The 16,106-nt window shown below is 36.1% G+C and carries 15 protein-coding genes; 6 read left to right on the forward strand and 9 right to left on the reverse strand.

Going from position 1 to position 16,106, the window contains the following annotated elements:
* The 5 genes from ICG50_RS04605 (at position 1) to ICG50_RS04625 (ending at position 5,116) form a co-directional block, all read left to right on the forward strand.
* Complete coding sequence (locus tag ICG50_RS04605) at positions 1 to 1,356, forward strand: MBL fold metallo-hydrolase RNA specificity domain-containing protein (protein WP_187659746.1); 1,356 nt, start codon at positions 1 to 3, stop codon at positions 1,354 to 1,356.
* A 52-nt stretch (positions 1,357 to 1,408) separates the two neighbouring features.
* Positions 1,409 to 1,828 (forward strand): HYC_CC_PP family protein, encoded by a 420-nt coding sequence (locus tag ICG50_RS04610; RefSeq protein WP_187659747.1) that lies wholly within the window; start codon positions 1,409 to 1,411, stop codon positions 1,826 to 1,828.
* Positions 1,829 to 1,906: 78 nt separating this feature from the next.
* Positions 1,907 to 3,928 (forward strand): TonB-dependent receptor plug domain-containing protein, encoded by a 2,022-nt coding sequence (locus ICG50_RS04615; RefSeq protein WP_187659748.1) that lies wholly within the window; start codon positions 1,907 to 1,909, stop codon positions 3,926 to 3,928.
* Between the two features lie 18 nt (positions 3,929 to 3,946).
* Complete coding sequence (locus ICG50_RS04620) at positions 3,947 to 4,288, forward strand: heavy-metal-associated domain-containing protein (protein ID WP_187659749.1); 342 nt, start codon at positions 3,947 to 3,949, stop codon at positions 4,286 to 4,288.
* 138 nt (positions 4,289 to 4,426) lie between these two features.
* Positions 4,427 to 5,116, forward strand: coding sequence for a DedA family protein (locus ICG50_RS04625; protein WP_187659750.1), 690 nt, complete (start codon positions 4,427 to 4,429; stop codon positions 5,114 to 5,116).
* A 13-nt stretch (positions 5,117 to 5,129) separates the two neighbouring features.
* Here the strand turns inward: ICG50_RS04625 and ICG50_RS04630 are convergent, their stop codons facing one another.
* From ICG50_RS04630 to miaB, 9 genes are all read right to left on the reverse strand, one after another.
* On the reverse strand, positions 5,130 to 7,523 hold the full coding sequence (locus ICG50_RS04630) for a hypothetical protein (RefSeq protein WP_187659751.1): 2,394 nt from the start codon (positions 7,521 to 7,523) through the stop codon (positions 5,130 to 5,132).
* 101 nt (positions 7,524 to 7,624) lie between these two features.
* Positions 7,625 to 9,256, reverse strand: a complete 1,632-nt coding sequence (gene groL, locus ICG50_RS04635; protein WP_187659752.1) for a chaperonin GroEL — start codon at positions 9,254 to 9,256, stop codon at positions 7,625 to 7,627.
* 32 nt (positions 9,257 to 9,288) lie between these two features.
* Positions 9,289 to 9,564: a co-chaperone GroES gene (locus ICG50_RS04640; RefSeq protein WP_187659753.1), complete on the reverse strand. Its 276-nt coding sequence runs from the start codon at positions 9,562 to 9,564 to the stop codon at positions 9,289 to 9,291.
* A gap of 134 nt (positions 9,565 to 9,698) precedes the next feature.
* Positions 9,699 to 10,028, reverse strand: a complete 330-nt coding sequence (secG, locus tag ICG50_RS04645) for a preprotein translocase subunit SecG (protein WP_187659754.1) — start codon at positions 10,026 to 10,028, stop codon at positions 9,699 to 9,701.
* A gap of 12 nt (positions 10,029 to 10,040) precedes the next feature.
* Positions 10,041 to 10,865, reverse strand: a complete 825-nt coding sequence (locus ICG50_RS04650; protein ID WP_187659755.1) for a tetratricopeptide repeat protein — start codon at positions 10,863 to 10,865, stop codon at positions 10,041 to 10,043.
* Between the two features lie 92 nt (positions 10,866 to 10,957).
* On the reverse strand, positions 10,958 to 11,461 hold the full coding sequence (locus ICG50_RS04655; protein WP_187659756.1) for an LptE family protein: 504 nt from the start codon (positions 11,459 to 11,461) through the stop codon (positions 10,958 to 10,960).
* A gap of 39 nt (positions 11,462 to 11,500) precedes the next feature.
* The gene (locus tag ICG50_RS04660; protein ID WP_187659757.1) at positions 11,501 to 12,337 is read right to left on the reverse strand and encodes a hypothetical protein; all 837 of its coding nucleotides are present in this window, start codon (positions 12,335 to 12,337) and stop codon (positions 11,501 to 11,503) included.
* A gap of 49 nt (positions 12,338 to 12,386) precedes the next feature.
* Positions 12,387 to 13,649, reverse strand: a complete 1,263-nt coding sequence (locus tag ICG50_RS04665; protein WP_187659758.1) for a sigma-54 interaction domain-containing protein — start codon at positions 13,647 to 13,649, stop codon at positions 12,387 to 12,389.
* A 10-nt stretch (positions 13,650 to 13,659) separates the two neighbouring features.
* Entirely contained in the window at positions 13,660 to 15,108 is a 1,449-nt protein-coding gene (gene miaB / locus ICG50_RS04670; protein ID WP_187659759.1) for a tRNA (N6-isopentenyl adenosine(37)-C2)-methylthiotransferase MiaB, read from the reverse strand.
* A gap of 294 nt (positions 15,109 to 15,402) precedes the next feature.
* Between miaB and ICG50_RS04675 the strand changes: the two genes are divergently transcribed.
* Positions 15,403 to 16,065, forward strand: a complete 663-nt coding sequence (locus ICG50_RS04675; protein WP_187659760.1) for a T9SS type A sorting domain-containing protein — start codon at positions 15,403 to 15,405, stop codon at positions 16,063 to 16,065.
* Positions 16,066 to 16,106 lie beyond the last annotated feature (41 nt).

Here is a 16,106-nt window from a genome sequence, read left to right on the forward strand (position 1 = left end):
ATGAAAATCAAATTCTTAGGCGGCGCAGGAACAGTAACCGGTTCCAAAACATTAATCGAAAGCAACGGAATCCGGATTTTGATAGATTGTGGATTGTTTCAAGGAATCAAACCTTTGCGAGAACTCAATTGGGAACCGCTACCGATTTTGCCCAACACCATCGATTTTGTGTTGTTGACGCACGGCCATTTAGACCATTGCGGTTGGTTGCCAAGATTAGTCAATCAAGGTTTTGAAGGCAAAATTTATTGTACGAGTCCGACTAAAGATATTACCAAATTAATTTTGTTAGACAGTGCCAAAATACAAGAAGAAGAAGCTGAGCGAGCCAACAAAGAGCATTTTTCCAAACACGAAAAAGCCGAACCTTTATACGATTTAGCCCAAGCCGAAAAAGTATTTCCATTGTTTCGAGTTGTTAAACCTAATGAAGAAGTGGCTTTGGATGCAGAAATTTCGGCGAAGTTCACTAATGCCGGACATATCATTGGCGCTTGTTCTATCGAGTTGCAATTGGAAAACAAAACGTTAGTATTCTCCGGAGATATCGGTCGGGATGACGATGTGTTGCTATATGCACCGGTAAAACCAAAGAAAGCAGATTATGTTTTTTTAGAAAGCACTTACGGCAATCGAATTCATCCGGAAGAAGATGTGAAATTGTTATTGGAAACCTACATCAACAATACCGTTGAAAATGGCGGAACAGTTATTATTCCGAGTTTTGCGGTTGAACGTGCGCAGACTTTAATGTTCCTACTTTGGCAACTTAAAAAAGAAGATAGGATTCCCGATATTCCTTATGTGATTGATACGCCAATGGGTATTAGTGTTTTAGAGGTCTTTAGGGAAAACCGAAATTGGCACAAATTATCCGAACAGGAATGCGTTGATATGTGTAAAATTTTTACCATGAACTCAGAATATCAGGAAACCATTGCGACTATTTTTGACAAACAACCCAAAGTAATTATCGCTGCCAGTGGAATGATTACCGGTGGAAGAGTATTGAGTTATTTAGAACGCTACATCAGTTTGCCCGAAACTACCGTAATCATTGTTGGCTATCAAGCCGAAGGAACTCGTGGCAGAAAACTACTCGAAGGCGCAACAGACATTAAAATCTATGGCAAATATTATACGGTTTTGGCTAAGATATTAGAGATAGAAGGCTTGTCAGCTCACGGCGACCAAAATGATTTGCTTAATTGGCTTTCGGAAATAAAACCTAAACCAAAGAAAGTGTTTTTAGTCCATGGCGAAAACGAACCGGCAGATGAATTGCGCATCAAAATTCAAGAAAAATATGAGATTGATTGCTCAGTTCCTTTGATGGGACAAGAGTTTGAGTTGTAAGTTTTAAGACCATTTTAAGTTTTTGATACTTGATTATTATTAACTTTGCGCCATGAACTTCAAAAAGCACATTAGTATTTTAACCGCTTTGCTGATATTGGTTTCCAATTCAGGCTTGGCGTTTAGTGTGCATTATTGCGAAGGGAAAATAGCTTCTATCTCTTCTGTTTTTTCTAAGGAAGAAGTTTGCGAAATGCCGGTTGTGGTTGAAAAAACCTGCTGTGCCAAAGTTGAAACTACTCACAAAGATTGTTGCTCCGATAAGAAAGTCGACTTAAAAAACAAGACCGAGAAGATCATCATCAAAACGATTTCTCTCGATTTTGAACCGGCTTTTTTCTCTGAATACAAAAATCACTTTTTTGCGGAAGCTGAAGCTCCCCAATTTGTGGATGAAAAAGTGGCATTCTATTGCGATTCTAATGCGCCGCCGCTTTACCAACTCTACTGCCAATACACTTTTTACGCCTGATTTAAACAGAATTCCGTTCAGGTTCTCATAATTTATACTGAGAATCATTTGAAATAGAATTAATTTTAAATCAACAAAATGAAAAATATACCGTTATTCTTAACGTTGTTATTTTCTACTTTGGGATTTTCACAGGAATCTTTGAAACAAGACACTTTGAAAACCGTAACCGTAGAAGGCAACCGAAAAGGAATAAAAAAATCAATAAAAGGCGCGGCCAATACTACTTTGGTCACGAGCAAAGAACTACTAAAAGCTGCTTGTTGTAACTTGGCCGAAAGCTTCGAAACCAATCCGTCAATAGATGTGAATTTTTCGGATGCTTTGACCGGAACTAAGCAAATCAAAATGCTTGGATTAACCAGTCCGTATATCATGATTACTGAAGAAAACATTCCTTCAGTTCGTGGTGCTTCTCAAGCTTATGGCTTGTCTTTTACACCTGGAACTTGGGTAGAAAGCATCCAAATTACCAAAGGTGCCGGAAGTGTGGTTAATGGCTATGAAAGTATTTCAGGCCAAATCAACACCGAATTAATCAAACCTTTGGGCGATATTCCATTCTTTTTAAATGCCTATGGCGATACCGGAAGTCGTTTCGAAATCAATACGCATTTCAATAAAAAAGTTTCGGATAAATGGTCGACAAGTTTGTTCGTTCACGGCAATACTCGTGTTTCCAAAAACGACATGAACGATGATGGTTTTATGGACAATCCTTTGGGAAAACAATTGAATATTGCTAATCGTTGGCAGTATTATAATCCTGATTCGGGTTGGGTTTCGTTTTTGAATGTTCGTTATATGAACGACGAAAAACAAACCGGACAACTTGACTTTGACCCGGACAGAGATAGATTGACCACCAATTATTGGGGTTCTGAAATCAATACCGAGCGTTTGGATTTTTCTTCCAAAATTGGCTATGTTTTTAAAGATATGCCATACCAAAGTATCGGTTTTCAGAATGCCTTTACTACTCATAATCAGGAATCGTATTTTGGTTTGAACCAATATGATATCAAACAGCAAAGTTATTATTCGAACCTAATTTTTAATTCGATTATTAGTAACACGATGCACAAATTCGCCACAGGATTGAATTTCTCTTATGACAAATATGCTGAGTTTGTGAACTCGAATGACGTTAGCAGAATAGACAATTCTGTTGGTGCTTTCTTTGAATATACTTTTGATGACAACGACAAGTTCAGTTACATTTTAGGTGGAAGAATGGATTACCACAATAGGTTAGGGGCATTTTTTACCCCAAGATTGCACGTGAAATATAATCCCGGAGACAAATCAGTGATTAGATTTTCTGCCGGAAGAGGTAAACGTGCCGCTAATATTTTTGCTGAAAACCAAAACCTTTTTGCTAGCTCCAGAACTTTTTCAGTCTTGGACACCAATGGAAAAATTTATGGTTTAGACCCCGAAATTGCCTGGAATTACGGACTGAGTTTTACGCAAAACTTCATGCTTTTCGGAATGAAAGCCGATACCACTATCGACTTCTACAGAACCGATTTTCAAAACCAAGCAGTGGTTGACGTCATGAATTCACCACAAGAAGTGTTGTTCTACAATTTGGACGGAAAGTCCTATGCCAACAGTTTGCAAATGGACTTCAATTTGGAAATCATCAAACATTTGAATTTGAGAACCGCTTACAAATATTATGATATTTCTACGGATTACATTTCAGGAAGTTATCAAAGACCTTTGCAAGCGAAACATCGTTTCTTCGGAAATGTGGAATACGCCACGCACATAGTGGAAAAAGGAAAACAATGGAAATTTGACTTTACATGGAATTGGTTAGGCAAACAACAATTGCCTAATACATCAACCAATCCACACCACGATAGGCTTCCCGAGTTTTCGCCTTCGTTCTCGACTATGAATGCGCAAATTACCAGAACATTTTCGAGTACTTTTGAAGTGTATGTTGGTGGAGAAAACATTGGGAATTACACACAACACCAAGCGGTTTTGGGTGCAGAAAATCCTTTTGGACCCACTTTTGATACGTCAATTGTGTATGCGCCGGTTTTTGGTGCCATGTATTACGCAGGCTTAAGATTTAAAATAAAATAACAATTTAAAATATAGAGTATGAAAAATATAATTTTAGGAATGATGTTAGTAGTAGTAACATTTTCAACCCAAGCACAAGAAAAGAAAAGCAAGAACGCCAAATACACTATAGAAGTCAATGGCAATTGTGAAATGTGTAAGAAGCGAATTGAAAAGGCTGCTTTCTCTGTTTCGGGAGTTAAAAGTGCTGATTGGCATATTGATGACCATAAACTGCATTTGATTATTAATGAAGAAAAGTGCTCATTAAACGATGTACAGAAAGCCATAGCTAAAGTAGGACATGATACAAATGATGTTAAAGCTACTCAGGAAGATTACGACAAACTTCATGGTTGTTGTCTTTATGAAAGAAAATAATTTTAAAAACTCCTTATCTTTTTAAGGAGTTTTTTTTGATTAAAAAAGATGGTTAGTTTTAAGTTAAAAGCACAAGAAATCCCAAAAAAAAGCACTAATTTCACGCTCGAATTTTTTACCCATTTTAATTTATAATCCATGAGTGATTTTGATTGGATGCAATTGTTGAATCCTGAGTTTTACATAACCATGACAATTGGTGGTGTAAAAATTGGGCTTTGGATTGTATTGTTTATTGTATTTGCCGAAACCGGTTTGTTCGCAGGTTTCTTTTTGCCAGGTGACAGTTTATTGTTTTTAGCCGGAATTTACAGTCGTGATTTAATAGAGAATTTCACTATTATTGAAAGCGATTTGATTAATGTAACTTTATTAGCATTATTAGTGGCTATTGCCGGAATTTTCGGAAATATGATTGGCTATTGGTTTGGTTCCAAAAGTGGTTATTATTTGTATAAGAAAGAAGATAGTTTTTTTTGGAAGAAAAAATACTTAATCCAATCGAAAGATTTCTTTGAAAGATATGGCGGAAAAGCCATCATCTTTGCCCGTTTTTTACCGGTGGTTAGAACTTTTGCCCCAATTGTAGCCGGAATTGTTACTATGGATAAAAAGAAATTTATGTTTTATAACATACTAAGTTCGTTCCTTTGGTCGTTCATTTTGATTTTTTCCGGACATTATTTGTATGGTCTGTTTTTAGAGAAATTTGACATCGATTTGAAACATCACATAGAAAAAATTATAATCATTATCATTCTTGTTTCAACTTTACCGGTAGTGCTTAAAATGATAAAGAAACATCCCAAAGAGGGATCTGAAAACTAGTTTTATAGGTTAGCTAATCAATCGAGAGATTAAATTCTTTGTTGATTAGTTTGCCATCAATAGTGAAGCCTTGAATTACTACTTTGTATTTTTTAATATTAGCATCTTGAAATTCAAATAAAAAATTTCCTTTTTCATCGGTTAATATAGTTTGACACCAATCAACAATGCCATAATTTTCAAATCCTTTGTTGGTATAGCTTTGATAATCATTATTGACAAAATTTGAATTGCGTTCAAAACCTTTTTTTATCATAAACGAAACCGATTTTACTGCAGTTTTTGTAGTAAAGTTTTTTCTCCTGTAAATTTTAATGATCCCTTGTTTGTTTCTGGTTGAAGGAACTATAGCAGTTGAGCTGATGTAGATTTCATCAATGTCAGTCATGTCTAACATATCGAGCTCAGCAAATGAAAATAAAACCCTATCGTCAAGAAATACTTCCGGAGTTGTACTAGCTCCCAATAAGGTAGACGTTTGTCTTCCGGTTATAGAAACTTCTCCCATTGCGGTTCGGGTTACATTGAATCCGTTTTGTTCTATAAATCCAAGTAAACTTGAAGTGTCATTTTCTTGTATTTTGTACCCCCGTAAGTTAGAATTTCCAAATTTATTTTCATTAACTAAAGTTTTTTTTGGTTTGGTTTTAAGTATCACTTCATTCAATTTTATTATTTCTCCGTTAAATTTAGGCAGATCAAATGAAGTGTCATAATGATAAACTTGAGGCTTTGGACATTCGCTAAAAGGCACCCAAAATGGTTTTTTAAAGGGTTTATTTCTATTTAAAACTACTGTGGCAAAGTTGGTTGAGATAACATTTAATTCAGGCGATTTTAATAATGACAAGTCGACAACTGTAGAGTCAGCAACCGCAATATTCTCAAATAAATATTCGTTTTTCTTACTCACATCAGACAATACTAATATTAAATCTAAGACGGAATAGAGTCTGACTTTATAGTTACTATTGTTTTTCAATTCCTGATTCACAGTTCCTTTAATGGTTAGGCCAATGTCAAATGTATAATTAGATTTTGGCGGATTAGCCACTATATTTTCCCAATCATATTTAGGTTTTTTTTGGTTGAGTAAAACCAAATCTAATTCATAATACTTTTTTCTTGTAGGCTCTGTTAAATAGTAGAGTGCATTGGTTAAACTTTCAGTGATATAAGGGCTAATGGTTGAAGTATAGATAATATTGTCTTCAATTTCCATGGCTTTGGTTTCTTCGGGTAGTATAGAAATACTCAAATTAGCATTGGCATAGTCTGAATAGCCAACCATTTTTATTTTACCCTCTTTCTTGAAGTTAAACATGATGTTCAAGGGTTTTTCTTCCTTTTGATGAACATAAATGACTCTTTCACACCACTGTTTCAAATCACTGTCAATTATTCTAATGGTATTTATTCCTTCTGATAGAAATTTATTGGCAATTGACAAGGTTTGTCCAAGATTCTCTTGGTTAATCTTTAAGGGTATAATCGATTTTTTATCGTCTTGGTGCACTACAACATAGAGTTGTTTGTCTTTTAATAACGGAATGGTTTCCGCATTGGTTTTTACTTTAACAATGGCTTGATCTGCATGAGAAAAATTGTTGACTTCAAGTGCAATACCAATATCGGAAGCTAAAGGTAATAGGGTTTCAATTTTTAGATCATTTGATTGGAAGACCGCTTTTATTGGACTAATTGTTGGGATAATTTCGAATTTTCCAAAACCAAACGGATTCAATTTTATGGTTTGTAAAATGGTGTTCTTGTCGTCTTGAATTTCGATTGTTGCATTTACAAAAGTATTCCCAAAACAATCGGCTAATTTGACGCCTATTATAGTACTTATTCCTTTAATTAAATTGCCGCCTTCCGGATTCAGCGTTATGGCAAGAGATTCCGTTGGATTGCTGTTTGGTATAATCGCGCCTTCCTTTGGATTGATGATTTTTATTTTTTGAACTGTTGATTCGTTTTCCAAAAAGTTATTCATCCAATTGGTGTAAACTTGAATATAATAATCCCCGGAAGGAAGGTTTTTATCGAGTTCAAAATTCCCTGTAAACGTTCCATTGCTGGCAAAAAGTAATTTTTCAAACAATTTATGGCCTTTGTCATCATATAAAAGCGCAAAAACATTGGTTGTATTAAAAAAAGGTTGATTAGTCTTCCTGTTGACTACATAGCCTTTTAACCAAATTTTTTCATTGGATAAAAAAGTAGTTTTGTTGAGATGTAGATGGATGTTTTCTCTTTCCAGCAAGAAGTAATTTTCAAGTGCTGTTGCGATTTGTGCTACTGTTTTATCATTAGCTTCTTGACCCTGAAGAATATTTGAGATCAATAAAAGGATTGTCAAAAGCAAACAATTACGCATTTCCATCGGATTAGAATTCACTCTCAAAAATATAAAATTTTATTTACAAAATGAATAAAAAAAAACGCCCCTAGATTTCGAGGCGTTTCTGATAAAAAATATTTTTTTGAAGATAAACTTCGAGATTTTTACATCATTCCCGGCATTCCGCCACCCATTGGCATTCCGCCACCAGCGTTTTCTTCTTTGATTTCTACCAAAGCACATTCAGTAGTTAAAATCATACCCGCAACAGAAGCAGCATTTTCCAAAGCTACACGAGTTACTTTTTTAGGGTCGATGATTCCGGCTTTTAACATGTCAACATATTCGTCTGTTTTAGCGTTGTAACCAAAGTTGTTTTTACCTTCAGAAACTTTAGCTACCACTACTGAACCTTCTAAACCGGCATTTTCAACAATAGTTCTCAAAGGAGATTCTACCGCACGAGATACAATTTGGATTCCCGTTGCTTCATCAGCATTGTCAGATTTTAAATGGGCTAAAACACTTTTAGCTCTCAAAAGGGCAACACCACCACCGGCAACGATTCCTTCTTCTACCGCAGCTCTTGTCGCGTGTAAAGCATCGTCAACACGGTCTTTTTTCTCTTTCATTTCTACTTCTGAAGCAGCACCAACGTATAGTACAGCAACGCCACCGGCCAATTTAGCCAAACGCTCTTGTAATTTTTCTTTGTCGTAGTCAGAAGTCGTAGTTTCCATTTGGGCTTTGATTTGGTTGACACGATTTTTAATCATGTCAGCATCTCCAGCTCCGTTTACAATGGTTGTATTGTCTTTGTCTATGGTTACTTTTTCTGCTGTTCCCAACATTTCCAAAGTAGTATTTTCTAAAGTATATCCACTTTCTTCAGCGATAACTGTACCGCCGGTTAAGATGGCGATGTCTTCTAACATTGCTTTTCTTCTGTCACCGAATCCAGGTGCTTTTACTGCAGCAATTTTTAAGGCACCACGTAATTTGTTTACAACTAGAGTAGACAAAGCTTCTCCGTCAACATCTTCAGCAATAATTAATAAAGGTTTTCCTGATTGTGCTACCGGTTCTAAAATCGGTAATAATTCTTTTAAAGAAGATACTTTTTTATCGTATAAAAGAATGTAAGGTCTTTCTAATTCAACCTCCATTTTCTCAGGATTGGTAACGAAATAAGGCGATAAATAACCTCTGTCAAATTGCATTCCTTCTACTACATCAACGTAAGTGTCCGTTCCTTTGGCTTCTTCTACAGTGATTACACCTTCTTTGCCTACTTTTCCGAAAGCAGTAGCGATTAATTCGCCAATCACTTCATCATTATTGGCAGAAATAGACGCAATTTGTTTGATTTTTTCTGAATCGCTTCCAACCACTTGGGCTTGTTTTCCAAGGTCAGCTACGATAGCTTCAACCGCTTTGTCAATTCCTCTTTTTAAGTCCATTGGATTAGCTCCGGCGGCCACGTTTTTCAGTCCTTCTTTTACGATGGCTTGTGCTAAAACGGTAGCAGTTGTAGTACCGTCTCCGGCTAAATCATTGGTTTTAGAAGCTACTTCTTTCACCATTTGAGCACCCATATTTTCCAATGGATCTTTCAACTCAATTTCTTTGGCTACAGTTACACCATCTTTGGTAACATTCGGACCACCAAATGATTTTCCGATAATTACGTTTCTTCCTTTTGGACCTAACGTAACTTTTACTGCATTCGCTAAGGCGTCAACACCACGTTTTAAACCGTCGCGTGCTTCAATGTCGAATTTTATATCTTTTGCCATTTTGTTTGTTGTTTATAGTCTTAATACTTTATTTAAATAATTGCTAAGATGTCATCTTCACGCATAATGAGGTAATCTTTGCCATCGAACTTTAAATCGGTTCCGGCATATTTTCCGTATAAAACGGTATCGCCAACTTTAACCGTTAAGGGCTCGTCTTTTTTGCCGTTTCCTACTGCAACTACTTTGCCTTTTTGTGGCTTTTCTTTTGCGGTATCGGGAATAAAAATTCCGGAAGCTGTTTGAGTTTCAGCAGCTGCCGGTTCCACAATCACTCTGTCAGCTAGAGGTTTAATATTTAATGCCATAATGATAAATTATTTTTGTTATTGTACTGTTGCATTGGTTTTCAGAAATTGTGCCAAGCCTTTTAAACTGTCATTTTTTCCTAAAAAAAATGCCAGCATGTCAGCGCTGGCATTAGTATAAAGATATGTCTTTATTATTTTTTCTCTTCCGCCGGCTTAGCAGGAGTAGTAGTAGCTGGAGTAGCTGATTTTGGAGCTATTTCAGTTTGGTCAATTACTTTTGAATCTGATTGTCCAACCATACTTGGGAAACTGATACTCGATAATAAAATCAAAGCGATTAATGTTCCGGCTAAAAACCAAGTACTTTTATCTAAAAAGTCAGTGGTTTTTTGAACACCACCAAGCATTTGTGAACCGCCCAATGAAGAAGATAAACCACCACCTTTAGGGTTTTGCACCATTACAGCGATGATTAATAAGAAACAAACTAAAGTTATTGCTGCTAAAAAAATAGTAAACATGATATAGTGTAATTAATTGTTATTCTGTTGTAAAATTTTAATATCCGAAATTCGGTTTGCAAAGAAACTACTTTTTTCCGGATATTTCAAAATTAATATTTCATAAGCTTGTATTGCTTTCGAATATTTTTTTTGTTCCAAATAAACACGAGCCAATGTTTCGGTCATTAAATAAGAAGTTTCCTCTGCAATCGGTTCTATTACTGGCAAAATGGCATCTTTTGAGATAGGAGTAATCTTTGGATTGTTTTCGATAAATTTATTAATTAATTCCAGTTTTTTTTGCTTTTCTGCCTCAGATGGAGAAATGATTTTTGCTGTTTCTTCTCTGATAATCGGTTTTAATCTCGATAATTGTAACCATTCTTGAAAAGAGTGCTTTTCGTCTTTAGAAAATTCTAATGGTTTGCCAATCGCTAATTTTTCTTCCGCTTTTTGTTCTTCTGTAGGCAAAGCTTCCTTTATCGACGTAAGTATTGATTGTTCCAATGGGTCAATCGGCAATGGTTTATAGTCAGCAATTACCTCTTCGATACCAACAACATTCATGTTCATTAATTCTTCGAGTTTCTTTTCATACAATCCTTTTTGGACAGAAACAAAAGAATCTGAAGTGATAAAGTCGAATAAAACACTTCGGTCTGTGGTATAAGCGGCCGAAATTTTCAGCGCATAATTATAATTAAAACTGTCCTGATTGTACAAATGTTTTAACTTCAACACACGCGCACTTTGAAAGTAAGGGAAAGCACTCAGCACATTGTCTAAGGTTTCCGCATGCCTGTCGTTGATGGCTTCGGGTTTGTTGAGTAAGTAAGTGTAATCAGTTAAATTCATTTTTTAGTATTCAGTATTCAGTTCTCAGTGTTTGCTAGGTATTTAGCAGTTTCAAACTGCCAACTATGACTTGAACACTGATCACTTTTTTTCTACCATTTGGCTAGTGATTCATTAAAAATATCTTGGGTAATTCTTTCAAAGATTACATCCAAAGCGGTAGTTAATTGTGAGCCAACCAATTGGTTTTGTCCACTGTAATCATAAAAGAAAGAAAATCTCTTTTCAAAGTTATCTGTTTCTTTGTTTTTATTGGTAAAACGAACCATAACGGCTATTGTTAATCTGCTTTCTGCTGCTCTTTGGTCGGCTGTAGCGGTCATTGGAGTAATTCGATAATCGGTGATTTCTCCCTCATACATCAAATCGCCGTTGGAATTTACCAGATTTAAATTGGTTTGATTTTGAATTAAATCCTGTAGCTTTCGAGTAAGACTTAAATCAATGCCGGGTTCAACCAATTCTGCGGCATTTTGAAAATAGTTTACCTGAAAGGTTTTGGCATCGATTTTCCCTGTACCCGTAAAATTGTATACTGAGCAACTGTTGATGCTGAAAGCGGTAATTAATATAAGAAAGAGTTTGAAAAACTTCATGATGTTGTATAATGGGCTAAAGTAATTCTTTATTTTGAATTATGGAATAACGTCTCCTTGGTAGTAATACTTTGCAGTAGTTATCGTGTTTTCATAAACGCCTAAATAATAGTTATCTCTAGTTTGAATTAAAGGTAAATTGTCCGTATTGTAAGTGTAGTTATATACTTCACTTTCAGGGTCTTCAGAGCAATATTCATGGGATAGTGGGTTGTTAGGTGAAAAATAAAGGCCATCTACCCAACGAGAATTTTCTATAAAGCTAAAGGCTCTGCATATTGGCAGTATTACATTTCTTATAGGATTGGTTTGACTATCATAGGTAAAATAGTTGCAACTGTCATTAGGATAATAGCTCATCAAATTATTATTTGAATAGGTAACGGTGATTTCATCCCAAGTAATTTCATATGGGTTACCGTCATCGTCAAAATCTTGGTAGGAAGTTTTGCCGTATACTAACAGTTTTTCGCTATTGATTTTCGTTAGTCTGTAATTTTGCGACAAATTGCCGACATAATAGCTATCTAAACTTGCATTGTAATTTACAGTTTCACCATTAACAGAGTTCACAAAATTAGTATTGTCATAGGTAAAAGTGTAAGTTTGATTGAAACCATTATCATTAAAAACGGTCGAATTAATTAGTCTGTTATTGTTGTCATAAGTGAAGTCTTGCACTAAGGTTCCATCGGATTTAGTAATTTCTTTTAACAGTCCATCGGTATTGAATACCCAACGTCTTTCAAAAGCTAATCCGGGGTAAAAATCTATTCTTTGAAGTAAGTTTGTGTCAATGTTAGCTTGATCTGAAGTATCGTTACTGCAAGATAGTAACATAAAAAATGCAATGAAAATGTAACAGCAGTTTTTCATAAAGAATAATTTGGTTTTATAAAGATATATAATATTGATGAAACCAAATTTACAAATCAAACTGTTTTATCTTTCGGTACAAGGTTCGTTCTGAAATCCCCAACTCATCTGCAGCAGCTTTTCGTTTGCCTTTGTGTCGTTCCAATGATTTTTTGATGAGCTCGATTTCTTTTTGTTCTAATTTTAATACTTCTTCCTCTTCAACGGTTTCGGCATCTAAATAATTCTGATCGTCATCTTCTTCAAACTCCTCTTGATGAGCTTGAGTTTGCGTTGGAATTACATTGACTCTTGGGGTTTCTTCAAAAGAAATTTCACTTTCATTTTCTTTGGCACCATATACTTTTTGAATCAAACTTGGGTTGATGTCCTGCACTTTGGCACCGTTTTTCATCAATTCTAAAGTCAGTTTCTTCAAATCATTCAAATCGCTTTTCATGTCAAAAAGCACTTTGTATAGTATATCTCTTTCCGTAGCAAAATCACTGTCCGATTTCTTTCCGCCAACCACTGAGGGCAATGTGCTGCCTTCGGTCGGAAGATAAGATTGTAAAGTGGCTAACGAAATATCGCGATTGGTTTCCAAAACAGAAATCTGTTCAGCCACATTACGCAACTGACGAATATTACCACTCCAACGGTATTTTTGTAAAAACTGAACCGCATCATCACTCAATCTAATCGGGGGCATTTTGTATTTGTGTGCAAAATCGGCGGCAAATTTTCTGAATAACAAATGAATATCGTCTTTTCTGTCGCGTAATGGTGGCAAAGGAATATCAACCGTACTCAATCTATAATACAAATCCTCACGGAATTTACCTTTTTCAATCGCATCAAACATATTCACATTCGTTGCAGCTACTATTCGCACATTGGTTTTTTGTACTTGTGACGAACCAACTTTGATAAATTCCCCGTTTTCCAAAACACGTAACAATCGAACTTGTGTTGTCAAGGGTAATTCGCCGACTTCATCTAAGAAAATGGTTCCGCCATCGGCTACTTCAAAATACCCTTCACGAGCGTTATTGGCACCGGTAAAAGCCCCTTTTTCATGTCCAAACAATTCACTGTCAATCGTTCCTTCCGGAATGGCACCACAGTTTACGGCAATATACTTTCCGTGTTTTCTGTGGGATAGCGAATGGATAATTCTTGGAATACTTTCTTTACCAACACCACTTTCACCTACAACCAACACCGAAATATCAGTAGGAGCAACCTGAATCGCTTTTTCTATGGCACGATTGAGTTTCGGGTCATTCCCGATAATCTCAAAGCGTTGTTTTATGTTTTGAACGGTTTCCATTTTTTAATTGTTAATTCATTTCGCTGTATCCAACCGCTTCACCAATCAATGTTGCCGTGGTGCAATCAGTCACTTTAACCATCACGAAATCCCCAACTTTGTATTCGCCTTTCGGGAAAACAGTCACCATGTTTTCAGAGTTTCTGCCACTCCAATGCTTATCGGACTTCTTCGATTCTTTTTCAATCAAAATTTCTACGGTTTGCCCTAAGAAACGTTTGGTTCTCTTTTCACTTAATATTTGTTGTAGGTCGACTATCTCTTGCAAACGTCTTTTCTTTACTTCTTCCGGTACATCATCTTCCATTTTACGTGCCGCCAAAGTGCCTGGTCTTTCAGAATACGCGAACATATAACCAAAGTCATATTCTACATATTCCATCAAACTCAAAGTGTCTTGGTGATCTTCTTCGGTCTCAGTCGGGAAACCTGAAATCATATCCTGAGAAATCGAACAATCCGGTATAATTCTTTTGATTTTATCCACCAACGCCATGTATTCTTCACGGGTGTGTTGGCGGTTCATTTCTTTTAAGATGCGAGTACTTCCGCTTTGAACCGGTAAGTGAATATAGTTGCAAACGTTGTCATATTTGGCAATCACATGCAACACTTCTTCGTGCATGTCTTGCGGATTCGAAGTCGAAAAACGGAAACGCATTTTAGGGAAAGCGATTGCACATTGTTCTAAAAGTTGAGCGAAATCTGTAGCTGTGGCCTTTTGCATTTCAGTCGCTTTGTCGAAATCTTTTTTTAAACCGCCGCCGTACCAAAGGTAACTGTCGACATTTTGACCCAACAAACAAACTTCTTTAAAACCTCTGTTCCACAAATCTTGGATTTCTTCTATAATACTTTGTGGTTCCCGACTACGTTCTCTTCCGCGAGTAAAAGGCACTACGCAAAACGTACACATATTATCGCATCCACGCGTGATAGAAACAAACGCATTCACACCATTGCTATTCAACCGAACCGGTGAAATATCGCCATAAGTTTCGTCTTTGGAAAGGATAACATTGATCGCATCGCGACCTTCTTCCACTTCTTTCAATAAATTTGGTAAATCCTTGTAAGCATCAGGACCAACGACCATGTCCACTATTTTTTCTTCTTCTAAGAACTGACTTTTCAAACGTTCCGCCATACAGCCCAAAACGCCCACTTTCATGCCCGGATTGATACTGCGTTTTACCGCATTGTATTTCTCCAAACGCTTTCTCACGGTTTGTTCTGCTTTGTCTCGGATGGAACAAGTGTTAACCAAAACCAAATCGGCTTCTTCTAAATTCTGAGTCGTATTATACCCTTGTTCGGTCAAGATAGACGCTACAATCTCACTGTCTGAAAAATTCATCGCACAGCCATAACTTTCAATAAAAAGTTTTTTGGTGTTGCCTTCTTTTTGTTCTAAAACCAAGCTGGTGCCTTGTTTTTTCTCTTCTATTTCCTTTTCCATATCTAATGTTTCACTTTCGGGAGAGCAAAGATAATACTAAATTATAAAATATGACAAGATGGCAGAGATGGTTTAACAAAAGTTTTGGAGTCCCGAAGCTTCGGGAGCTTGGGCGTTCTTGGAATCCGTGTTCCCGCTTTCCACTCTGCACGGCGCCGTTGCAATCGGGGCTAAAGAGTTGGCGTCTTTTGTGTTGGGATTATTTGATTTGAACGGTGCAGTTTTAGGATTACATATAATAAGGTATAATTTCAAAAGAAATAATTACTTTTATAAACACAAAGAGCACATCATATGAAATTAAAAATTACTTTAATTCCATTTTTCTGTTTTGTCTGCAGCCATTTATTTGCCCAAGGAGAAGAATGGGGCATGCAGGCCTCTCAACACAATTATACCCAAAACAGCGCTTCGTCTCGTGATTTTTCTTTCACGACTTATTTTTCTTTTGGATCTCCGGGAAGTTGTCCGTCTTTTACTTCTGCCATTACTTTTTCTGAGGATTCGATGTATGTGAAAGCATTTTACAGCGTTTGTGGAGCATGGCCAATGCAAGGCTGCGCCAGAAATGATGTGGTCAATTATAATCAGGTTATACCAACCAATATTCAATTTATTGTTATGTCAACCAATGTGATTACGGCTTGTGAAACAGGTACTCCGGTTACCGTTGAAAATGTTTATACAAGTACTTATAATGCCAATTTGGGTATTGAAACTTTTTCAAATAGCAGCATTAAAATTTACCCTAATCCGGTAAATAACTTACTAACTGTTGAAAACACAAACAATGAAGCAGTAGAAAAAATAATTATAACCGATTGTTTGGGTAAAAAAGTCATCGAAATGACTCAAAATTTTGAACAAATCAATGTTTCGATGCTGCCATCCGGACTTTATTTTTTACAGTGTTTTAGCCAAACGAATAAAACCCAATCAAAATTTGTTAAATTGTAATTGGCTATAACAAATCCCTATTCATTTCAGATATAATTGGT

It is taken from the genome of Flavobacterium buctense (assembly GCF_014486695.1).
Classification (GTDB): Bacteria; Bacteroidota; Bacteroidia; order Flavobacteriales; family Flavobacteriaceae; genus Flavobacterium; species Flavobacterium buctense.